20 protein-coding genes and 7 tRNA genes are annotated in these 20816 nt (G+C 71.6%); 18 read left to right on the top strand and 9 right to left on the bottom strand.

The genetic code is table 11. The annotated features are described in order from the left end of the window. The first annotated feature begins 118 nt into the window (after nt 1-118). Both E1292_RS11660 and E1292_RS11655 read left to right on the top strand, forming a co-directional pair. On the top strand, nt 119-1570 hold the full coding sequence (locus E1292_RS11660) for an FAD-dependent monooxygenase (RefSeq protein ID WP_132594911.1): 1452 nt from the start codon (nt 119-121) through the stop codon (nt 1568-1570). After that, nucleotides 1557-2129 (top strand): TetR/AcrR family transcriptional regulator, encoded by a 573-nt coding sequence (locus tag E1292_RS11655; RefSeq protein ID WP_132594909.1) that lies wholly within the window; start codon nt 1557-1559, stop codon nt 2127-2129. The genes E1292_RS11660 and E1292_RS11655 overlap by 14 nt, the downstream gene beginning before the upstream one ends. 4 nt (nt 2130-2133) lie before the next feature. Here the strand turns inward: E1292_RS11655 and E1292_RS11650 are convergent, their stop codons facing one another. From E1292_RS11650 to dnaE, 3 genes are all read right to left on the bottom strand, one after another. Beyond that, nucleotides 2134-3114 carry a C40 family peptidase gene (locus tag E1292_RS11650; RefSeq protein ID WP_246090061.1) on the bottom strand — a complete coding sequence of 327 codons (981 nt, stop codon included), beginning with the start codon at nt 3112-3114 and terminating at the stop codon, nt 2134-2136. A 96-nt stretch (nt 3115-3210) separates the two neighbouring features. Continuing rightward, a complete protein-coding gene (locus E1292_RS11645) occupies nt 3211-4149 on the bottom strand; it encodes an oxidoreductase (RefSeq protein ID WP_132594907.1) in 939 nt (312 codons plus the stop codon). 130 nt (nt 4150-4279) lie between these two features. Further along, nucleotides 4280-7822, bottom strand: a complete 3543-nt coding sequence (dnaE, locus tag E1292_RS11640) for a DNA polymerase III subunit alpha (protein ID WP_132594905.1) — start codon at nt 7820-7822, stop codon at nt 4280-4282. 110 nt (nt 7823-7932) lie between these two features. Here dnaE and E1292_RS11635 point away from each other — a divergent pair, with 110 nt between their 5' ends. Further along, on the top strand, nt 7933-8874 hold the full coding sequence (locus tag E1292_RS11635) for a LysR family transcriptional regulator (protein WP_132594903.1): 942 nt from the start codon (nt 7933-7935) through the stop codon (nt 8872-8874). Between the two features lie 81 nt (nt 8875-8955). Then, complete coding sequence (locus tag E1292_RS11630; RefSeq protein WP_132594901.1) at nt 8956-9498, top strand: dihydrofolate reductase family protein; 543 nt, start codon at nt 8956-8958, stop codon at nt 9496-9498. On the opposite strand, the gene E1292_RS11625 is transcribed toward E1292_RS11630, so the two are convergent. From E1292_RS11625 to E1292_RS11605, 5 genes are all read right to left on the bottom strand, one after another. Further along, on the bottom strand, nt 9479-9742 hold the full coding sequence (locus E1292_RS11625; RefSeq protein ID WP_132594899.1) for a hypothetical protein: 264 nt from the start codon (nt 9740-9742) through the stop codon (nt 9479-9481). The two genes, E1292_RS11630 and E1292_RS11625, sit on opposite strands and share 20 nt — an antisense overlap. Further along, nucleotides 9742-10398: a maleylpyruvate isomerase N-terminal domain-containing protein gene (locus E1292_RS11620; protein WP_132594897.1), complete on the bottom strand. Its 657-nt coding sequence runs from the start codon at nt 10396-10398 to the stop codon at nt 9742-9744. The genes E1292_RS11625 and E1292_RS11620 overlap by 1 nt, the downstream gene beginning before the upstream one ends. A gap of 83 nt (nt 10399-10481) precedes the next feature. Next, a complete protein-coding gene (locus E1292_RS11615) occupies nt 10482-10907 on the bottom strand; it encodes a VOC family protein (protein ID WP_132594895.1) in 426 nt (141 codons plus the stop codon). A 59-nt stretch (nt 10908-10966) separates the two neighbouring features. Next, nucleotides 10967-11773 carry an SGNH/GDSL hydrolase family protein gene (locus E1292_RS11610; RefSeq protein WP_132594893.1) on the bottom strand — a complete coding sequence of 269 codons (807 nt, stop codon included), beginning with the start codon at nt 11771-11773 and terminating at the stop codon, nt 10967-10969. Further along, the gene (locus E1292_RS11605; RefSeq protein ID WP_246090060.1) at nt 11760-12365 is read right to left on the bottom strand and encodes a PadR family transcriptional regulator; all 606 of its coding nucleotides are present in this window, start codon (nt 12363-12365) and stop codon (nt 11760-11762) included. The genes E1292_RS11610 and E1292_RS11605 overlap by 14 nt, the downstream gene beginning before the upstream one ends. A 47-nt stretch (nt 12366-12412) precedes the next feature. Between E1292_RS11605 and E1292_RS11600 the strand changes: the two genes are divergently transcribed. Next, a complete protein-coding gene (locus E1292_RS11600) occupies nt 12413-12835 on the top strand; it encodes a nuclear transport factor 2 family protein (protein WP_132594891.1) in 423 nt (140 codons plus the stop codon). A gap of 11 nt (nt 12836-12846) precedes the next feature. On the opposite strand, the gene E1292_RS11595 is transcribed toward E1292_RS11600, so the two are convergent. Continuing rightward, nucleotides 12847-13653, bottom strand: a complete 807-nt coding sequence (locus E1292_RS11595) for a MerR family transcriptional regulator (RefSeq protein WP_132594889.1) — start codon at nt 13651-13653, stop codon at nt 12847-12849. A 360-nt stretch (nt 13654-14013) separates the two neighbouring features. On the opposite strand from E1292_RS11595, the gene E1292_RS11590 reads away from it, so the two are divergent. The 13 genes from E1292_RS11590 to E1292_RS11530 all read left to right on the top strand — a co-directional run bounded on the left by E1292_RS11590 (nt 14014) and on the right by E1292_RS11530 (nt 20782). Continuing rightward, nucleotides 14014-14088 (top strand) — tRNA-Gly (locus tag E1292_RS11590). Between the two features lies 1 nt (nt 14089). Next, nucleotides 14090-14162, top strand: a tRNA-Leu gene (locus tag E1292_RS11585). 25 nt (nt 14163-14187) lie between these two features. Next, nucleotides 14188-14260 (top strand) — tRNA-Glu (locus tag E1292_RS11580). A gap of 18 nt (nt 14261-14278) precedes the next feature. Further along, a tRNA-Arg gene (locus E1292_RS11575) sits at nt 14279-14353 on the top strand. Between the two features lie 13 nt (nt 14354-14366). Beyond that, nucleotides 14367-14443: transfer RNA gene (locus E1292_RS11570), tRNA-Val, on the top strand. Between the two features lie 12 nt (nt 14444-14455). Then, nucleotides 14456-14535, top strand: a tRNA-Tyr gene (locus E1292_RS11565). Between the two features lie 37 nt (nt 14536-14572). Further along, nucleotides 14573-14644, top strand: a tRNA-OTHER gene (locus E1292_RS11560). 192 nt (nt 14645-14836) lie between these two features. Continuing rightward, nucleotides 14837-15451: a TetR/AcrR family transcriptional regulator gene (locus E1292_RS11555; protein ID WP_132594887.1), complete on the top strand. Its 615-nt coding sequence runs from the start codon at nt 14837-14839 to the stop codon at nt 15449-15451. A gap of 39 nt (nt 15452-15490) precedes the next feature. Next, complete coding sequence (locus E1292_RS11550) at nt 15491-17119, top strand: carboxylesterase/lipase family protein (protein WP_132594885.1); 1629 nt, start codon at nt 15491-15493, stop codon at nt 17117-17119. 162 nt (nt 17120-17281) lie between these two features. Next, on the top strand, nt 17282-18199 hold the full coding sequence (locus E1292_RS11545; protein ID WP_132594883.1) for an ABC transporter ATP-binding protein: 918 nt from the start codon (nt 17282-17284) through the stop codon (nt 18197-18199). 11 nt (nt 18200-18210) lie between these two features. After that, complete coding sequence (locus E1292_RS11540; protein ID WP_181958212.1) at nt 18211-18915, top strand: ABC transporter permease; 705 nt, start codon at nt 18211-18213, stop codon at nt 18913-18915. A gap of 3 nt (nt 18916-18918) precedes the next feature. Next, nucleotides 18919-20154: a sensor histidine kinase gene (locus E1292_RS11535; protein WP_132594881.1), complete on the top strand. Its 1236-nt coding sequence runs from the start codon at nt 18919-18921 to the stop codon at nt 20152-20154. Further along, nucleotides 20147-20782, top strand: a complete 636-nt coding sequence (locus E1292_RS11530) for a response regulator transcription factor (protein WP_132594879.1) — start codon at nt 20147-20149, stop codon at nt 20780-20782. The genes E1292_RS11535 and E1292_RS11530 overlap by 8 nt, the downstream gene beginning before the upstream one ends. Nucleotides 20783-20816: the final 34 nt, after the last annotated feature.

The following is a 20816-nucleotide window of genomic DNA, read 5'->3' as shown; positions in this document are numbered from 1 at the left end:
TCCCGATATCCGGCACTCACCATATCCGGCCCAGAGCTGGACATGCGCGACTTAAATTCCAGCAGCGATCGCATACGCTATAAATGTAGCGATACATTTGTAGCGAAACGAGGACCACATGGACGACGTCGTCATCGTGGGCGCGGGCCCGACCGGGCTGATGGCCGCCTGTGAGCTGGCTCTGGCCGGCGTACGCTGCAGAATCGTCGAGAAGCGGAACGGTGGGACCGGCGTCACCCGGGCGTTCGGCCTGCACGCCCGGGCCCTGGAACTGCTCGACGCCCGGGGCCTGGGAGACGAGCTGGTCGCGCGGGGAAACCCGCTCGGCACGGTGCACCCCGCCTACGCCTCCCGGGTCGACTTCGAGCGGCTCGCCACGCGCTACCCGATGTTGCTGATCGTGCCGCAGAGCGGCACCGAGGAGGTGCTGCGCGAGCGCGCCGCCGAGCTCGGCGTGGAGATCGTCAGGAACGCCGGCGTCGTCGGCCTCTCCCAGGACGCCGGGTCCGTACGGCTCGCGCTGGAGGACGGCACCGAGGTGCCGGCCCGGTACGTCATCGGCGCCGACGGCGCCCACAGCACCGTCCGCGAGCTGCTGGACGTGGGCTTCGCGGGCGAGACCTACAGCCTGCCCATGCTGCTGGCCGACGTCCGCATCCCCGGACCTCACCTGCCGCCCATCACCCAGGTCGGCGCGGCGGGCGCGGTCGTGGCCATCCCGTTCGGCGACGGCTGGTTCCGGGTCGGCGCGTGGCTGCTGGGCGGGGACGACCCGGGCCGGGAGCCGGCCTTCGGGCAGATCCGCCACGCGTTCGAGGACATCGCCGGCACCGACTACCGGATGAGCGAGCCGCGCTGGTTCTCCCGCTTCGCCGCCGAGCGCCGCCAGGCCCGCGCCTACCGGTCGGGACGGGTGTTCCTGGCCGGCGACGCCGCGCACGTGAACTCCCCCATCGGCGGCCAGGGCATGAACACCGGCATCCAGGACGCCGTCAACCTCGGCTGGAAGCTCGCCGCCGACCTGCGCGGATGGGCTCCGCCCTGGCTGCTCGACACCTACCACGCCGAGCGGCATCCGGTGGGCGCCGCCGTGCTGGCGCTGACCGACCATCTCACCCGGCTGGTCCTGACCGGCTCGCGGCTCCGGCTGCGGACGAGCCGGCACGTCATGGCCGCCCTGCTGCACACCGGCCCCGGCCGCCGCCGCATCCTGGGGCTGATGTCCGGGCTGGAGATCGCCTACCCTCCCGGCGACGCGGGTGCCCACCCGCTGGCCGGCCGCCGCGCGCCCGACGGGCCGACCACCGGCGGGCGCCTCTACGAGGTCCTTCGGGAGGGCCGGTTCGTCCTGCTGACCTCCGGCGGCACCACCGCCGCGCGGCCGTGGGCCGACCGGGTCCGGCCGGTGCGCCCGCTCGGTGGTCTGCGGCCGGGGGCGGCGCTGATCCGCCCCGACGGATACGTGGCCTGGGCCGGAGACCGCGACGGCATCCGGCAGGCTCTGGTGAAATGGTGCGGCCCCACAGACCACACCGACCGGGGAGACCGACCCGACCGTGCCACGCCCTAATCCCCAGCGCCGCGACCACCTCGCCGGCGCCGCCATCGCGGTGCTCGCGGAGAAAGGCTCCCGCGGGCTGACCCACCGGGCCGTCGACGCCGCCGCCGGCGTCCCTGACGGCACCACCTCGCGCTACTTCCGCACCCGCGACGCCCTGATGGACGCCATCGTCCAGCGGATCGGCCGGCGCCTGTCCGAACGGGTCGACGCCCACGTGGTGCGCCCGCTCGACCCCGCCCACCTGGAAGAGGCGCTGGTGCAGGTGCTCACCCTGATGGTGGCCGACGAGCGCGGCGAGCCGCTGGCGCTGTTCGAGCTGCACCTGGAGAGCACCCGCAACCCCGCCCTGCGGGGCATGCTGGCCGATGCCCTGCGCGAGCGGCGCGACCTCATCGTGCGCCAGTGCCGCGCCGCCGGCATCACCGTCACGGAACAGGACGCGATGCTGCTGGAGACGAGTGTCCTCGGCATCCTGTTCACCGCGCTGACCACCGGCGTGCCCGACGATCCCGGCCCGTCGATCCGCGCCGCCGCGCGCACCGTCCTCGACCGCTACGTCCGCGCGTGAGCCGTCAGGGCCGGACCGCGCCGGCCAGGCGGCCCCGCCAGTAGTCGTCGAGGTCGACCACCTTGATCACGTCTCCGGTCTGCGGCGCGTGCACCATCTTCCCGCCGCCCGCGTACATCCCCATGTGCCCCAGCCCCTTGCTGAAGAGCAGGTCGCCGGGCTCCACGTCGTCCAGGGGGACGCGGCGGTCGGCGCCCCAGCTCCACTGGCTCCAGGTGGTGCGCGGCAGCTCGACCCCCGCGGCGCGCCAGGCGGCCTGGACGAGACCGGAGCAGTCGAAGGAGCCCGGGCCCGTGCCACCGTACTGGTAGGGCTTGCCGACCTGGGCGAAGGCGAAGTCGAGCGCCTCGCGGGCGTTGCCCGAGGCCGCCCCGGTGTACGGGATGCCGGGGCTGCTCGGGTTGCCCTTGTTGTAGATGCCCAGCCGGCGCAGGAGCTTGGTCTGCTGGTCGACCAGCTTGTCGACCTTCGCCTTCTCGCCGCGCACCTCGTCGCGTGCGGCGTCGGCCTTGCGCAGGACGCTTTTCGCCTGGTCGCGCCGGTCGCGCAGGTCCTTGGTCGCGGCCTCGAAGGCGCGCACCTTCGCAGCCTCGGCCTGCGCGATCTGGTCGAGAGAGGCCATGGAGCCCAGGACCGCCTCGGGGTCGCTCCGGCCGGTCAGCCCGCTCCAGGCGGGAAAGGACCCGAGCCGGTAGTCGCGGGCCGCCAGCGCGGCGAGGTCCCGGCGCAGGCCATCGGCCCTGGCCGACCGGCGCCCGAGTTCGGCGTCGAGGGCGTCGTACGCCTTCTTCGCCTTCTTGTGGGCCTCCGTGGCCTGGTTGTACCGCTCGACCACCTGGTCGGCCTGCTCGTTGAGTTTCACCAGCCTGGCCCTGGCCTTGGCGGGAGACGGATCGGCGGCGGCCGTGCCGGGAGCGCCGAGCAGCGTGGCCGCCGCCAGCGCGACGGCCGTCGCGGTTCGCCCAGTCCCTGCGGGAACGGCCACTGTGGACGCCTCCTCACGATCGGCAGGTCATGAGGAGATACGCGGGCCGCTCCGGAGGTGTTCAGCGATGCCGGTCGCGCGCCCCGGCGTGGCCGGTCAGCCGGATGCCGGCTCAGGCCACCGGTAGTCGACGCCGGTGAGCTTCTCGGACAGGTGCCACAGCCGCCGGGCGGTGGCGGCGTCGTGGAGTCCGGGGGCACGCGTGCACCGGGTGGGGGAGCCGTACGCGTGGAACGGGCCTCGCGGCACGATGAAGCTGCCTCCGGGCAGGTCCGCGGCGGTCGCCGCGTGCAGGGAGGGCTTGGCGCCGCTCTCCGGGGGACGGAAGGCGACCCGCAGCATCATGCGGATCAGCGTCCGGTAGAGCCGGCCCTTGCTGCTGTGGACGCCGGCCATGAACACGTTGGTCCGGCTGAGTTCCGGCACGACGGCCATGCTGCGTAACGGCTGCCCGGCGGCGTCCGCCCGGCGCTGCAGCTCCATGGCGAAGTAGAGGTTGGCCCGCTTGGACCGCATGTAGGCCACGAACGTGTTGTAGCCGCGTTCGGCGTTGAGGTTGTCCAGGTTGAAGGTGCAGAACCGCTGGACCTCGCTGCTGACGGTGACGACGCGCGGCTCGGGCGCGGCCAGCAGGTGTGGCAGCAGCCCGCCGGTGAGGGCGAAGGTGCCCAGATGGTTGGTCCCGAACTGCCGCTCGAAGCCGTCCTCGGTCCTGGTGAACGGCCCGATCGCCACGCCCGCGTTGTTGACCAGCAGGTCGAGCCGGTCGTGGTCCCACCGGGCGGCGAACTCGCGGATGGAGGCCAGGTCGGCCAGGTCCACGCGGCGCAGCTCGGCCTGCGCGCCGGGCACCTCGTCACGGAGGCGGGCGAGGGCGGCCTGCCCGCGTCCGGGGTCGCGGCAGGCCAGCACGACGTGGGCGCCATGACGGGCCAGTTCGCGGGCGGTGACGTAGCCGATGCCGCTGTTGGCGCCGGTGACCAGTGCCAGTCGTCCTGACTGGTCCGGGAGGGAGGGCTCAGCGCTGAAAGTCATGATCATTACCTCGGTGTGATCATGTCAGCACAATTCGGGTAGCGCAACCCTTGGGACACCGGGTCCCGCGCCCGCGCCCGCGCTGCCCACGCTGCCCGCGCCGCTCGGGCCGGGAGCGGGCAGGCAGGGCTCATGGCGCGCCGATCGAGCCGGCACCCAGCAGCGCCTTGACGTCGCCGTAGAACGCCGGCTCCGCGGCGACGCGGAACGGTACGAGGTTGAGCAGCAGGTCCTTGCGGCCCTGGCGGTGCAGGCGCACGTGGACGGGCGCCGGCCCGGGATGGGCGGTCAGGATGTGCTTGAACTCCCGCACCAGGCGCCGGCTCAGGCGCGCCTCCTGGATCGAGATGACGACGGGGGAGGCGGTGTTCGCGGTGGAGACGTCGAGGAGGGCGATCTCCTCGCCGTAGATGCTCATCGTCTCGTCCCGGACGTTGATGCGGCCTCTGACGGAGATCACGCGGTCGTCGGCCAGCAACTCGCCGTACAGCGTGTACGTCTTGGGGAAGATCAGGCACTCCACGGCGGCGTCGTGGTCCTCCAGGGTGACGATCGCCCACGGGTTGCCGTGTTTGGTGACCTTGCGCTGCAAGCCCGAGATGATGCCGCTGACGCGGGTCACGCCCTCCTGCCGCTCGGAGGCGAGCAGGCCCGCGATCGTGACGTCCCGGTGGGCGTCGAGGACACGCTCCGCGCCGTCGAGGGGGTGGCTCGACACGTACAGTCCGAGCATCTCGCGCTCGAACGCGAGCAGGGTGGCCTTGTCCCACTCGCCGTCGGGGATCGCGACCGAGAACGCGCCGGCCTGGCCCGTCTCGCCGAACAGCGAGTCCTGGCCCTGCGCCTCGTTGCGCTTGAGGTCGATGACCGCGTCGATGGCCTGCTCGTGCACCGCGACCAGGGCCGCGCGGTCGTGCCCCAGGCTGTCGAACGCGCCGCTCTTGGCCAGCGACTCGATGACGCGCTTGTTGCAGACGACGGTCGGCACCTTGGAGAGGAAGTCGTTGAAGTCGGTGTAGCGGCCCTTGGCCGCGCGGGTGGTGACGATCGCGTCCACCACGTTCGCCCCGACGTTGCGGACCGCGCCCAGGCCGAAGCGGATGTCGGAGCCGACCGCGGCGAAGTCGAGGCGGCTCTCGTTGACGTCGGGCGGCAGCACCTTGATGCCGAGCCGCCGGCAGTCCGACAGGTAGACGGCCATCTTGTCCTTGTCGTCGCCGACGGAGGTGAGCAGCGCGGCCAGGTACTCGGACGGGTGGTTGGCCTTGAGGTAGGCCGTCCAGTAGGAGACCAGGCCGTAGCCGGCGGTGTGCGACTTGTTGAACCCGTAGCCGCTGAACGGCACCAGGACGTCCCAGACCGCCCTGATCGCCTCGTCGGAGAACCCCCGGTCGCGCATGCCCGCCGAGAACCTGTCCCACTCGGCGTCCAGGACCTCCTTCTTCTTCTTGCCCATGGCCCTGCGCAGCATGTCGGCGCCGCCGAGCGAGTATCCGGCGAGCTGCTGGGCGATCGCCATGACCTGCTCCTGGAAGACCACCAGGTGGTAGGTGTCGCCGAGGATGGGTTCGAGCGCCTCCTCCAGCTCCGGGTGGATGGGCTCGACCCGCTGCTTGCCGGTCTTGCGCAGCGCGTAGTTGGTGTGCGCGTTCATCTCCATCGGGCCGGGCCGGTAGAGCGCGTTCACGGCCGCGATGTCGGTGAAGGTCGTGGGCTGCATCAGCCGCAGCAGGACCCGCATGCCGCCGCTGTCCAGCTGGAACACCCCGAGCGTGTCCCCGCGGGCCAGCAGCTCGTACGTCGTCGGGTCGTCGAGCGGCACGTCGTGGATGTCGATGTCGACGCCCTTGTTGGCGCGCACGTTCGCGACGGCGTCGCCGATGACGGTGAGGTTGCGCAGGCCCAGGAAGTCCATCTTCAGCAGGCCCATGTCCTCGGCCTGCGTGAACGGGAACCCGGTGATGACGGGGCCGTCGGCCTTCGGCTTGACCAGCGGCACCACGTCCATCAGGGGTTCGGACGACAGGATCACGCCGGCGGCGTGGATGCCGGTGCCGCGGGTGAGGTTCTCCACGCCGGTCGCGGTGTCGATCACCCGCTTGACGTCGGGGTCCTGCTCGTACATCTGGCGCAGCTCGGCTGCCTCGCCGTGGCGGGGGTGGCGGTCGTCGTGGATGGCGGCGAGCGGGATCTCCTTGCCGCCGTTCGCCGCGGGGAACGCCTTGGTGATGCGGTCGCCGAGCGCGTACGGCAGGCCCAGCACGCGGCAGGAGTCCTTGATGGCGGCCTTGGCCTTGATGGTGCCGAAGGTGACGATCTGGCAGACGTGCTCCTCGCCGTACTTGCGGGTGACGTAGTCGATCATCTCGTCGCGCCGCCGGTCGTCGAAGTCGAGGTCGACGTCGGGCATGGTGACCCGCTCGGGGTTGAGGAAGCGTTCGAAGATCAGCTTGTGCTCGATGGGGTCGAGCTCGGTGATGCCCGTGCAGTACGCGACCATCGACCCGGTGGCCGAGCCGCGGCCGGGGCCGAGGCCGATGCCGTTCTCGCGGGCGAAGCGGCAGATGTCGGCGACCACCAGGAAGTAGCCGGGGAAGCCCATGGCGTCGATGACGGACAGCTCGTAGTCGATGCGGTCCAGCACGTCTTGGGACGGCTCGCCGTGGTAGCGGCAGCGCGCGCCGTCCAGGGCCTCCTTGCGCAGCCAGCTCGACTCGCTCTCGCCTTCGGGCACGGGGAAGCGCGGTGTCAGGTCGCGGTGGGCGAACACCTCGCCGTAGTCGCCGATCCGCTCGGCGATCAGCAGCGTGTTGTCGCAGGCGCCGGGGATCTCGGCGTCCCAGAGCGCCCGCATCTCCTCGGCGGTCTTGACGTAGTAGCCGCTGCCGCCGAAGCGGAACCGGTCGGCGTCGGCGAGACGTTTCCCGGTGCCGATGCACAGCAGCGCGTCGTGCGCCTGCGCCTGGCTCTCGGTGACGTAGTGGGAGTCGTTGGTGGCCAGCGGCGGCAGGCCGAGCGTCCGGCCGAGCCTGAGGAGGTCGTCGCGGACCCGGCGCTCGATGGCCAGGCCGTGGTCCATGACCTCCAGGAAGTAGTTGTCCTCGCCGAAGACGTCCCGGTAACGGGCGGCGGCCTCGACGGCCTGGTCGTACTGGCCGAGGCGGAGCCGGGTCTGCACCTCTCCGGACGGGCAGCCGGTGGTGGCGATGATGCCCTGGCCGTGCTCGGCGAACAGTTCATCATCCATACGCGGATATTTCTGGACATGCCCTTCCAGCCAGGCCCGCGACTGGAGCCGGAACAGGTTCCGCAGCCCCTTCGCGTCCGCCGCCCACATGGTCATGTGCGTGTACAGGCCGCGCCCCGAGACGTCACCACCCTCGCCGGTGTCGTCGTTCGACCTGCGCAGGGCGAGGTTGTCGCTGTAGAACACCGGCTGCCTGCGGCGCCGGGAGGCGGGGGCGACGTAGGCCTCGATGCCGATGACCGGCTTGACGCCGGCCTTGCGCGCCGCGTGGTAGAACTCGTACGCGCCGTGCACGTTGCCGTGGTCACTCATGGCCACGGCGGGCATGCCCTGCCGCGCCACCTCGTCCATGAGCAGGCCGACCTTGGCGGCTCCGTCGAGCATGCTGTACTCGGTGTGCACGTGCAGATGGACGAAAGACCCCACCGACCAAGACTCCTCGTGGTTGTAAGCTCGTACGCGGACCCGAGCATTCGACCCGAGGGCAGGCAGGGTTGTCCAACAATCGACACGCCGATCCGCCACAACCGCAGGTTGTGGCAGAGCTGGATCTCGGCGCCGTGCGCGCCTTCGTCGCCATCACCGAGGACCGCTCCTTCAGCGAGGCCGCCGTCGGGCTGGGCATCAGCCAGCAGGCCATCTCCAAGCGGATCGCGCGGCTGGAGTCAGGCCTCGGCCTGACCCTGCTCTTCCGCTCGCGCAACGGGGCCGCGCTCACCGAGGACGGCAGGGCGTTCCTCCCGCACGCGCGCGCCCTCGTCGGGCTGGCCGACCAGGCCGTTGAGGCGCTGCGGGGCCGGCGCCGCGCCCTGCGGATCGACGTGCTGGACACCCGGCTGGCGACCTCCGTCGACCTGGTCAGGGCGTTCCACCAGGCCACCGAGAACGCCGACGTCGAGATCATCACCTCCAACGGGCTCAGGTCGGCTCGTGACGCGCTCGCCCGGGGGTCCATCGACGCCGCCTTCGCCCGCGTCGGCGGGCCTCTGGAGGAGCACCTCCGGCACGTGCCTGCCTACCTGGAGCCCGTGCACCTGCTGGTCGGCCGCGACCACCCGCTGGCCGGCCGGCGGGAGGTGGAGATCGAACGGCTGGCCGGCTCGACCGTGTGGATGCCGGGCAACGTCCCCGGCAGCGAGTGGGCCGACTACTACCGCCTCCTGGGCGCCGCGTTCGACATCCCGATCGACGACTCGGGGCCGGACTTCGGCTGGGAGTATTTCGTGGAGGAGATCGCCTCCGCAGGACGGGCCGGCTTCGTGGGGGGAACGTGCCGGATGCCCTGGAACCCGCGCGTCGTCCAGCTCCCTGTCGTCCGTCCCGCCCCCGTCTATCCGTGCTCGCTGCTCTTCCACCGGCAGAATCACCATGCGATGCTGGCCGGGCTCGTCAGCTCCGTGCGCGCCGGCTTCCGCCCGTACGACCCGGGCCGCCAGTGGCTCCCCGAACCCGACCGCGCCGCGTTCTCCCGAAATTGATGTCCTCTTTCGTGTCGATCCCGGGCCATCCCGGTCGACGCGTCAGTAGAGACACCGAATTCCGGTAGAGAGAGGACGACCATGAGGAAGATCATCGAGCAGGGTGTGCTGACGCTGGACGGCCAGATCAGCACCCCGCAGAACTGGCTGGGCACGTTCTGGGCAGGAGAGTTCGAGCAGCGCTCCCGCGACCTGATGTTCTCCGTCGACGCCCTGCTGTACGGGCGGCTCAGCTACGAGGCGCACGCGCCGGTCTGGCCGCAGTTGGAGGAGGAGTTCGGCGACTACGCGGTGCGGCTGAACACCATCCCTAAGTACGTCGCCTCGACCACGCTGAAGGAGACCACCTGGAACGCCACCCTCATCAAAGGGGACGTCGTCGAGGAGGTCGCCAAGCTGAAGGAGCAGCCCGGCGGCGACATCCTGAAGGTCGGCACCGGCGGCTCGCTCAGCCGCACCCTGCTCAAGCACGGGCTGGTCGACGAGTACCTGTTCTGGTTGTTCCCCGTGATCGCGGGCAGCGGCGGACGCCTGTACGACGGCATCGACTCCACCTACCTGAAGCTCGCCGACGTCACGAGGCTGGACAACGGCATCCTCGGCCTCACCTACACCCCGCGGTGAGCCCCGCGGCCGATCGGCATCGCGGCGCGCCGGGAGCCCGCACGCCCCGGCGGCGCCGCCGGACCCGCGGCTCCGCGCCGTCCCCGGCCGGCCCCGGCACCCGGACCTCCCGCCCCGACAGCGGCATCTCGCCGACGTCCCCCGCGGTCGGCGCGAGCCGCGGGTCCACGATGCGCCGCCCGGCCGCCACCTCGCGTACGGCCTGGGCCGGCCTGTCGGAGGGCTGGTCCTTGAGTCGGACCATCATCCGATGACGAACGGGAGCCGCGCGGCCAGGCCGCCCAGTTCGGCCCTCTCCGCGTCGGTCGGGGCCCGCCGTCCCGTGCCGACGAGCAGCGTGTCCTTGTCGGAGAACGACGCGGGGAACGCGGTCCCGGCGATCTGCTCCAGCATCTCGCGGGCCCGGGCGAGCCCTTCCGCGGGGGGTTCCTCCGCGTCCGGCAGGTGCGCGATCAGGTCGAGGTGGTGCAGCGTCCACTCCAGGACGTACGCGGACAGGTAGTCGCCCGCGGTGAGGACCATGTCCTGGGTGGCGACCCGCCGGCGCGGGTCGGCGAGTTCGGCTGCGCGGCCGGCGGCGGAGCCGACGTCGTCGAGGTGGAACTTGAGCAGCCGCGGCTCCTCGTACGCGGCGGCCAGCCGGACGATCAGCGCGTCGAGCGGGTCGTCGCCGGTCGGCGGCGTCGCGCTGACCTTCCAGTAGGTCACCGCGTCGCAGGTCGGTTCCTTGTCCGCGGGCGTCACGAGCGTGATCAGCACGTCCTGAGCGTCGATGATCAGGTGACAGGCGAGGTCTCGCACGAGCCAGCCGGCGCAGCCGGACGGCCGCGCGAAGTCCTCGTCGGGGAGGTCGGCGACCGCCGTGCGCAGCGCCGTCCAGGAGCGGGAGAAGAGGTCCATGCCGCCACCGTAGTGTGGCGCCGCAAAAGCCGGCGAAACGCTCGGCAAAGGCGGCTCGCCCGCCCGGCCGGCCGGGCGAGCGGTCACGGCTTCTTCCTGGAGGCCAGGACCTCAAGGTAGTGCGGGTTGTACATCAGGCCGAGGAGGTTGCCCCACGGGTCGATCACGGAGGCGGTGATGAAGCCTTCGCCACGGTCATGGGGTGCGTCGTGCTCTTTCGCTCCCATGGCCACGAGCCGTTCGAGGGCCGCCGGCACGTCGTCCACGTGCCAGAACGCCACGGCTCCCGCCGGGCCGCCGATCCGGCCGGGGTCCGGGGTCATGGCCAGCTCGGTTCCGGCGTACGAGCTGCTGACGAAGCCGAACTCGTGCCGGTAGTCGCCGACGCGCCACTCCATGTAGGCGGGGGTCTCCAGGTAGGGCGGGATCCCGAACAGCTCGGTGTACCAGTGCTTGGTCGCCTCGAAGTCGGGAGAATAAAAGGTGAGGGTGGTGAGACCACGCAGCATGGGCGGTCCTTTCTCGCGATGTTGCGACCATCCTCCCGCCCAAAGTGCTCATCAACTGACTACTTTGTTCTCGCCTCCCGCAAGGCGACCTGCGCACCGACGGGCAGCAGTTCCGGGCGTTTGGCCGTGCGGTGGTCACCGGAGGAGCGGCCGCGCAGGCGCCTGCCGGCCCAGGGGCCGAGGAAACCGGCGACCCAGCGCAGCTCCGCGCCCGCCGCGCGCCACCCGGACAGGGCCGGCTCGGGCGGCAGGGGATGCGTCCACGCGTCGCTGCTGCCGGGCAACTCCAGCGCGTGGGCGACGGCCGCGGCGATGCGTTCGTGCCCGAGCGGGCCGGCGTGCAGCCGGTCGGGGCTCCACAACCGGGCGTCGGTGACGACCGGGTGGTGGGCGGTCTCGGCGACGACCACCCCGTGGCGGCGGGCCGCGGCGCGGATGCGCTGGTTGAGCGCGGCGGCCCGCGGGCTGAACGGGCGGGCGAGCGGGGTGATCCGCGCCAGGTCGGGGAAGGTGACGGTGGCCACGCGGGCGCCCTGGGCGGCGAGCGCGGCGAACATCGCCTCCAGGTGGCCGCCCACCTCGTCGGCGTCGAACCGGGGCCGGAGCAGGTCGTTGACCCCGGCGACGACGGTGGCCAGGTCGGGGTGGAGAGCGAGAGCCGGTCCGAGTTGTTCGGCGTGGACCTGGGCGGCCACCCGTCCGCGCACGGCCAGGTTGGCGTACTGGAGACCGGGACTGGCGGCCGCGAGCCGCTCGGCGAGCCGGTCGGCCCACCCGCGCAGGCCGTTGACGTCGTCGCCGTCGCCGAGCCCTTCGGTCTGGCTGTCGCCCAGGGCGACGTAACGCAGGTAGTCACCCTCGCGCATGCGCCGTCCGCCTCTCTTCCAGGATCGCCGCGCTCCGGCGGCACCAGTCACGGTTGCCCTGCTCGAACGCGATGCCGCGCAGGCACGTCAGGTAGGGGCCGATGCGTTCGCCGTGGCGCAGGAACTCCTCCTCGCTCATGCCGCCGCGCATCTTCCGCAGCAGGCCGCCGAGCAGCTCGATCTTGGCGTCGGCGAACGCGGCCCGCTCCGCGAGCTGCTCGATGAGCGCGCCGGCGGCGACGTGGTCGGCGGCCTGGACCTTCACGAGCAGGTCGTCGCGGATGAACGAGGGTTTGTTGGCGGTCGCCGCGAACCGCTCCAGCTCGGCCAGGCCGGCGTCGGTCGCCGTGAACAGGCGCTTGTTGGGCCGGGTGTCCTGCACGACCTCCCGGCCGCTGACCAGCCCGTCCCGCTCCAGCCTGGCGAGCTCGGCGTAGAGCTGCTGGGGAAGGGCGTGCCAGAAGTTGGCCACGCCCAGGCCGAACGCCTTGGCCAGCTGGTAACCGCTGAGCTCCTCGTCCAGCAGTGCCGCCAGCACGGCGTGCCGCAGCGCCATCGCGACGTCCTCCACTTCCCGTATGAACGCCGCCATGATACTCAAGAATCTGACTATTCGTCTTTTTTACTAGGAAGGACGCCATGACCGTCGCCGACCGTTTCAGGGCCGCCGTCGAGCGGCGCGACCTCGCCGCGCTGGACGAGCTGTTCACCGACGACGTCCGCCTCTACAGCCCGGTGAAGTTCACCCCCTTCGAGGGCAAACCTGCGGTCCTCGGGCTGTTCGGCGTGCTGCTGCGCGTCTTCGAGGACTTCCGGTACGTCGGCCGGCTCGACGGCGCCGCCCGGCCCACCGCTGACGGCGCCGAGACCCCGGCGATCGTCCTGGTCTTCCAGGCCACCGTGCGCGGCAGGCAGATCCACGGCATCGACCTCATCCACCTGGACGAGGCCGGCCTGATCAAGGAGTTCACGGTGATGGTGCGCCCGAAGTCCGCGGTCGAGGCGCTGGGCGAGGCGGTCCTCGACGGCCTCGTCGCCGACGGCCTCGTACCGGGGCGCTGAGCTTCCTCGCGCTACCCGGCCGTCGCGGAGGTGCCGGCGTCCTTCGCGATATCGCCCGTGATCCCGCCCGCGATGATCGCGATCGCCTGGCGCACGGCCTCGGCCTGCGCCGGGGCCAGCCCGTCGAGGAACGGCTCCAGCAGCGCCGGATCCCACCCGTCCGCGCCCAGCCCGGAATCGGCCAGCAGGTGCTCCATGCTGTAGTCGGCGAGCGACCGGGCCAGCGGCGCAATCCTGGGGTCGCCGGGCTCGGCGTCGGCCAGCTCGTCCAGCCTGCGGTAGAACTCGTGCCCGACGGCCGTCGCCTCCGGATCGGCGGCCAGCGACTCCAGCCGCACGAAGGCGCGCCTCCTGCCGGGCTCGACGGCCACGCCGTCCATCAGCACCAGCAGCTCGCGGTCCCAGGCCGCCGCCTTCGACTCGGGCAGGCCCACCACCCGCAGGAACGCCAGCAGGTCGGGCGAGGCGATGTCGTCGGGGCCCAGCGACCCCGTCTCGGCCCGCCCGATCACCTCCGCCAGCTTCGCCCGCCGCTCCCGGATCTCCCGTTCCTGCCTGGCCAGATCCGCGTCGATGTCGGCCAGGATCTCGGTCAGCTCCCTCGACCGGTCGTCGGCGATCACGTCTCGTGCCTCGTCCAGGCTCAGCCCGAGCTGGACGAGGCGGCGTACGCGGGCCAGGGCGACGGCGTCGCGCATGCCGTAGTGGCGGTAGCCGTTGGCCAGGCGCGGCGGCTCCGGCAGGACGCCCTGTTGGTGGTAGTGGCGCACCGTCCGGGTCGACACCCCGAGCAGCGCGGCCAGCTCTCCGATCCGCATCCCCCTAGTAAAGCCGCTGACGCCGGGCCGCGGCCCACCGGCCCCGGCGGAAACCATATCGGCGGCCGGTACGTCAGAATAAATGAGTGGCACCGCCGGCGACCGCCGGTTAATGTTTACTCCGTCGAGACCGGAAACGTCAGGAAAGGCCAGTCATGCGATACGGGATCACCACTCTGGAGCAGGAACGGCGCAGCTGCCGCCGGCTTGTGGTGCTCGGTCGCGGCCTGGCCGGGCAGGCTTCTGGATAGATTATCGCCACGCGCATCCAGAGGCCGCCGGATCCCATCGGGCGGCCTTTTCTCTTGCCCGTGCCCGCATGTGGGCCGACGCCTTTTGACAATTCCATGAGCGCATCACGCCGCAGAGGCCGAACGGGTAAGGCAGCTGGCTTCCACCCAGCAGGACGGGGTTCGAGCCCCCGCTGCGGCTCCACGCGTCCGTAGCCCAACGGGAGAGGCGCCGGCCTCAGGAGCCGGGTGTTGCGGGTTCGAATCCCGCCGGACGTACGAACCTCGACGCGTTTCGGGGAAGGCCCCGTTGGTCTAGCGGTCAGGACGCCCGGCTTTCACCCGGGAGAACACCGGTTCAAATCCGGTACGGAGTGCTGACACTATTTTTTCACGGCCCTATAGCTCAATGGAGAGAGCGCCGGCCTACGAAGCCGGGTCCGTTGCAGGTTCGAATCCTGCTGGGGCCACGCGGTCGCACCACGGCCTGTAGCTCAGGTGGTCAGAGCGCCGGTCTTACAAACCGGGCGTCGCAGGTTCGACTCCTGCCGGGCCGACCACGATTTCCCCACGCGCGAGCTGGGCATCGGGGAGCCCACCCGGCTGTAAACCGGGCGCTTCGGCTGTGGCGGTTCGACTCCGTCCTCGCGCACGATCCGCCTCGACGGGATGGGGGCCGAGGCGGTTATGGCGCAGTTCGCGGGTGCGGAGGTAGGCCTGCAAAGCCGTCCGTGCGAGTTCGACTCTCGCCTGCGTCTCCACGTGTCACCGCACGCGGCCAACCAGCAGATCATCGACGAGTCCGGCCGGCGGCTCGCCCAGGCACCACTGCCTGCTCGCCGGCGCCGAGGTCACCGTCGAGGACGGCGTCTTCACCCGCCCCGCGAGGCGGTCGTGCTTCGCGGCCGCCACCCCCTTGCGCGCGACTTGCTTACTTAAGCTATGGTTTGCTTATGCGAGCAAATGAGTCGCCGTCCGGGAAGCGTGGCCGGACGTTCACGGAGAGCGCGCGGCGGGCGCAGATCGTGGCCGCCGCGATCGAGACGATCGCCGAGCTGGGATACGCCCGTGCCTCATTCGCTCAGATCGCCAAGCGCGCGGGCCTGTCCAGCACGGGCCTGATCTCCTACCACTTCGCGAGCAAGAGCGAGCTGGTCAAGCAGGCGGTGATCCAGATCTACGGCGAGATCACCGCGTTCATGACCGAGCGGCTGCAAGGCCGGCCGACGGCGTCGGCGGCGCTGCGCGCGTACATCGAGGGGAACGTCGAGTTCTCAGGGGCGCATCCGGTCGAGATGGAGGCGCTGCTCGACATCTTCATCAACGGCGGCATCGATTATGACGAGCCCAAGGAGCGCACCACGCTGTCACCGCTGGAGCAGATCCTCCACTGGGGTCAGGAGACCGGCGAGTTCCGTGCCTTCGACGTCCAGGTGATGGCGACGAGCCTGCAACGTTCCGTCGAGGGGCCGAACTTCCTGCTGGCCGGCGACGCCGCCCTGGATCTGCAGGCCTACGCCCGGGAACTGGTGGCGCTGTTCGAGCGGGCCACCCGCGCGGACACCTGACCGGGCACACACCACACCATCGACAGGGAGACATCCTTCATGAAATCCGTGCACCGCCTGGTGTACCCTGCCGCGTTCCTGCTCACGCTGGGCGCGGCAGCCCCCACACAGACCACCGGCCCGCCCACCGCCGAGCCGAAGCCGACCGCGTCGGCGTCGGCTCAGGCGACCGGCTCGCCGGTCGTGCGCCTGAAGTCCGGGCGCGTCCGCGGCGTCGACAAGGGCGCGGTCCGGACGTTCTCCGGCATCCGTTACGCGCAGCCGCCGGTCGGCCGCCTGCGCTGGGCCCTCCCCAAGCCCGTGCGGCCGTGGAGCGGCGTCGCCGACGCCACCAGGCCCGGCGCCGCGTGCCCCCAGGCCAAGATGCCCGGCGTGCCGCCGACCGCCGAGGACTGCCTGTACGTCAACGTCACCATGCCGCGCCACTCCGGCGGCAAGCCGCTCCCGGTGATGGTCTGGATCCACGGCGGCGGGTTCACCAGCGGCGCCGGCAGCCAGTACGACGCCCAGCGCCTCGCCACCCAGGGCAACGTGATGGTCGTGACGGTGAACTACCGGCTCGGCGCGCTCGGCTACTTCGGGCACGAAGAGCTGACGGGCTCGGGCACGTTCGGGATGGCGGACCAGATCGCCGCGCTGCGCTGGACGCGCCGTAACGCCGCGGCGCTCGGCGGCGACCCGGGCAACGTCACCGTCTTCGGCCAGTCCGCCGGCGGCATGAGCACGTGCGGGCTGCTGACCACCCCCGCCTCGGCCGGCCTGTTCGACAAGGCGATCGTCTCCTCCGGCTCGTGCATGATCGACTGGGCGGAAGGAGGGCTTTTCCCCAGCTCTCCCGCGCACACCCCGTACACGTCCCTGGCGACGACGAAGAAGGACGGCGCCGCGCTCGCCCGGACCCTGAAGTGCGACAAGGGCTCGGCCCGCGAGACCCTCGACTGCCTGCGCAAGCTGCCCGTCGCGGCCTTCCTGCCGCACATGACCAAGTTCAGCGACCACCTCACGTACGGCACGCCGCTGCTGCCCAGGAACCCGGCCGAGGCGCTGCGGAAGGGGACGTTCCAGCGCGTGCCGGTGATCTCCGGCGGCACCCGCGACGAGATGCGCGCCTTCATCGGCGGCGCCGCCATGGCCGGCCAGAAGTTCACCGCCGAGCGCTACCCCGAGCTGCTGCGCACGGCGTTCGGCGACAGGGCCGGCGAGGTGCAGGCCCGCTACCCGCTCTCCGCGTACGACTCGCCGGCGATGGCCTGGGCGGCGGTGAACACCGACCGATCCTGGGCCTGCCCCACTCTGGAGGCCGACCGGCTGCTCGCCCGCCACACCGACGTCTACGCCTACGAGTTCGGTGACCGCGACGCGCCGAACGTCAACGGCATCGACGTCCCCGGCCTTCCCCCGGGCGCGGCCCACGCCAGCGACCTGCCGTCCTTGTTCGACCTGAACGGCGTGTACGCCCTCCCGACCCCGCCGCAGCAGCGGCTCGGCGCGCAGATGGTCGATTACTGGACCGCCTTCGCCCGCAGCGGCGACCCCAACGGGAAGGGTTCGCCGCGCTGGGCCCGGTTCACCGGGCAGGGGCCGGTCCTCGGCCTGGTGCCGGACGCCGTCCGGCCCGTCGGCTACGCCGCCGACCACCAGTGCTCCTTCTGGAACAAGCTCGGCTGACGCCGCCTCGCGGCGGCCGCGCCGACTGCCGCGGGCGCCGCGATCAGGCCTGGGCTGGGCGCGCCATCCACCGATCGGTGGATTCCGCGCTCAGCCCGATCCGCCGCCGAGCATGGCCGGCGGGTCGATCCCCGCCGTGAGCTGCGAAACCATGATGGACGCATGGCAGTCATCGACGTCGCCGGCCTCACCAAGAGGTACGGCGACCACACGGTTCTGGACGGCGTCTCCTTCTCCGTCGAGCAGGGCGAGATCTTCGGCCTGCTCGGCCCCAACGGCACCGGCAAGACCACCACCGTCGAGTGCGTGGAGGGTCTGCGGCGGCCCGACGGCGGCACGATCCGGGTGCTCGGGCTCGACCCGATCGGCGACGGCCGCGCGCTGCGCGAGCGCATCGGGGTGCAGCTCCAGCACACCCAGCTGCCCGAGAACATCAAGGTGTGGGAGGCGCTCGACCTGTACGCCTCCTTCTACGCCGAGCCGCGTGACTGGCGCGAGCTGCTGGAGCAATGGGGGCTGGCCGGCAAGCGCGGCGCCCGCTTCGGCAAGCTGTCGGGCGGCCAGAAGCAGCGGCTGTTCATCGCCCTGGCCCTGGTGGGCAATCCGAAGGTGGCGTTCCTCGACGAGCTGACCAGCGGGCTCGACCCGCAGGCCCGCCGCGCCACCTGGGAGCTGATCAAGCAGGTGCGGGCGTCGGGCGTCACCGTGGTTCTGGTGAGTCACTTCATGGACGAGGTGGAGGAGCTCTGCGACCGCGTCGCGGTCTTCGACCGGGGCGGCATCGTCGCGACCGGCAGCCCGGCGGAGCTGATCGACGGGGTCGACGCCGAGCACCAGATGCGGTTCACGCTGATGGCCGGCGACGCCAGCGACCCGATCGCGCTGCTGAGCGGCCTTCCCGGCATCTCGGGCGTGACCCGCGACGGCGACCGGGTGAGCGTGACGGGCCGGGGCGACTTCGCCACGGCCGTCACCTCGGCCCTGGCCCGCGACCTCATCCCGGTCGCGGACCTGCGCATCGACAAGCGCACGCTCGACGACGCGTTCACCGCCCTGACCGGCCGCTCGTTCCACCTGTGAGGCAGGCCCCCATGACCGTCATCACCAAGCTCACCACCGTCGAGCTCAAGCTGCTGGCCCGCGAGCCCGGCTCGATCTTCACGATCCTCATCCCGCTGTTCATCCTCGTCGTCTTCGGCAGCTCGATCCCACCCGGCGACACGGTGCTCCTGCCGATGACGCTGGCGATCGCCGTGGGCCTCGTCGGCCTGTACCAGCTGCCGACCACCCTGGCCACCTACCGCGAACGGGGGATCCTGCGCCGGCTGTCCACCACCCCGGTCCGGCCGGGGAGCATGCTGGCGGTGCAGCTCATCCTGCAGCTCGTGCTGGCGCTGACCGCCTGCGCGCTGCTGATCGCGGTCGCGGGCGCCGTCCTGGGCGCGCACCTGCCCTCCCAGGCGCTGCCTGTCGCCGCGGTGTTCCTGCTCGGCACGGCCGCGATGTTCGCCATCGGCCTGCTGATCGCGGCCGTGGCGGCGAACGGGCGCACCGCCAACGGGGTGGGCGTGCTGCTGTACTTCCCGCTGGCCTACCTCGCCGGGCTCATGCAGCCGGTTGACCAGATGCCGGATATCCTGGCGCGCATCGGCGCCTTCACCCCTCTGGGCGCTTTCCGGCAGGCCCTTCATGACGTCTGGGCGGGGCTGTCGCCGGACCCGCCGCTGCTGGGCGTCATGGCCGCGTACGCGGTGATCGTCAGCCTCGCCGCGGCCAGGTTCTTCCGCTGGGAGTGAGCGATGACGACAGGGGACATCCCCCGTCTGGATCAGTGGGAGCGGCTGCTGCAGCGGCTGCTCACCGCCGTCCCGTACGTCCTGCTGGCCATCTCCATGGCGCTGTCGTGGCTGGCCGACGACCGGCCGGGAACGTACCATCTCGTCACGCTCGGCCTCGCCGCGCTCGCCGCGGCGTGGATCTGGCTCATGCCCGAGCGCCATCCGGTCGTCTATGTCACGGGCCTGGTGATCCTGATCGCGGTGCTCTGCTCGCGTGGATTGTGGTTCGGCAGTTTCTTCGCCTTCACCGGATACCTCCATTCCTGGCACCTGCTGAAGGGGAAGTGGAGGTTCGCCGGGGTGGCGGCCACGGCGGCCATCTCCATCACGGCCTACAGCGGAGGGTTGCCCGAGCCCACCCTGTCCGCGATCGCCACCCACGTGCTCTTCACCGCCGCGATCGTGGCCGTGGTCAGCCTGTTCAGCTTCGTCGGCGAGGTCACGGCCGAGCGCAGCGCCGAACGCAAACGTATGGTGACGCGGCTGGAGGAGGCGATGCGGGAGAACGCGGGCCTGCACGCCCAGCTCCTCCTGCAGGCCCGCGAGGCCGGCGTGCTCGACGAGCGCCAGCGCATGGCCAGGGAGATCCACGACACGCTCGCCCAGGGCCTGACCGGCATCATCACCCAGCTCCAGGCAGCCGTGCAGACCGAGGCCGACCCGCAGGCGTGGCGGCGGCACCTCGACCACGCCGTGGGGCTGGCCCGCGAGAGCCTGGCCGAGGCCCGCAGATCCGTGCACGCCGTCCAGCCGGGCCCGCTGGAGTCCGCCCCGCTGCCGGCGGCGCTCGCGGAGATCGCCGCCCGGTGGTCGGAGCTGAACGCCGTGCGCGTGGAGGTCGCCACGACCGGCACGGCGCGTCCCCTGCATCCGGAGGTGGAGGCGACCCTGCTCCGCATCGCCCAGGAGGCGCTGGCCAACATCGCCAAGCACGCCGGGGCGTCGCGGGCCGGGCTCACGCTGTCCTACATGGAGGACGTGGTCAGCCTCGACGTCCGCGACGACGGCGCGGGCTTCGACCCGGCGCGCGCGCTCGACGGCGGCGGCTTCGGCCTGGCGTCGATGCGCGACCGGGTGACCCGCCTGGCGGGCGCCTTCGAGATCGAGTCCGAGCCCGGGGCCGGCACCGCCGTCTCCGCCGTCGTCCCCGCCATCACCGCGCCGACCACCACCCCTGAGGAGTCGAGGAGTGCCTGAGAGCCCCGTCCGGCTGCTGATAGCCGACGACCACCCCATCGTCCGCGACGGCATCCGCGGCATGTTCGCCGGCGATCCCGGTTTCGAGGTGGTCGCCGAGGCCGGCGACGGCGCCCAGGCCGTCGACCTGGCGCGGGCACTCGACCCCGACGTGATCCTCATGGACCTGCGGATGCCCAGGATGGACGGGGTGACGGCCATCAGGGAGCTCGCCCGGCTGGGGCTCAAGGCGCGGGTGCTGGTGCTGACCACGTACGACACCGACAGCGACGTGCTGCCCGCGATCGAGGCGGGCGCGACCGGCTACCTCCTCAAGGACGCGCTGAGGGAGGAACTGGCGCGCGCGGTCGCCGCGGCGGCGCGCGGGGAGGCCGCGCTCTCCCCGTCGGTGGCCACCCGCCTGCTCGGCCAGGTACGCGCCCCCGCCGACCCGCTGAGCGGGCGGGAGCTGGAGATCCTCGACCTGATCGCCCAGGGCACCACCAACCGGGAGGCGGCCGCCCGCCTGTTCATCAGCGAGGCCACGGTCAAGACGCACCTGCTGCACATCTACGCCAAGCTGGGCGTCAACGACCGGGCGGCGGCGGTGGCCGCCGCCTTCCAGCGCGGTCTCCTCCCCAGAAAATGACCCCGCACCGCCGACGCCGGCGGGCGGGTGGAAT

Origin of the sequence: Nonomuraea deserti (assembly GCF_004348685.1) — a bacterium.
GTDB lineage: Bacteria > Actinomycetota > Actinomycetes > Streptosporangiales > Streptosporangiaceae > Nonomuraea > Nonomuraea deserti.
The sequence above is the reverse complement of the archived record's forward strand: the minus strand, read 5'-3'. Positions and strand labels throughout refer to the sequence as shown.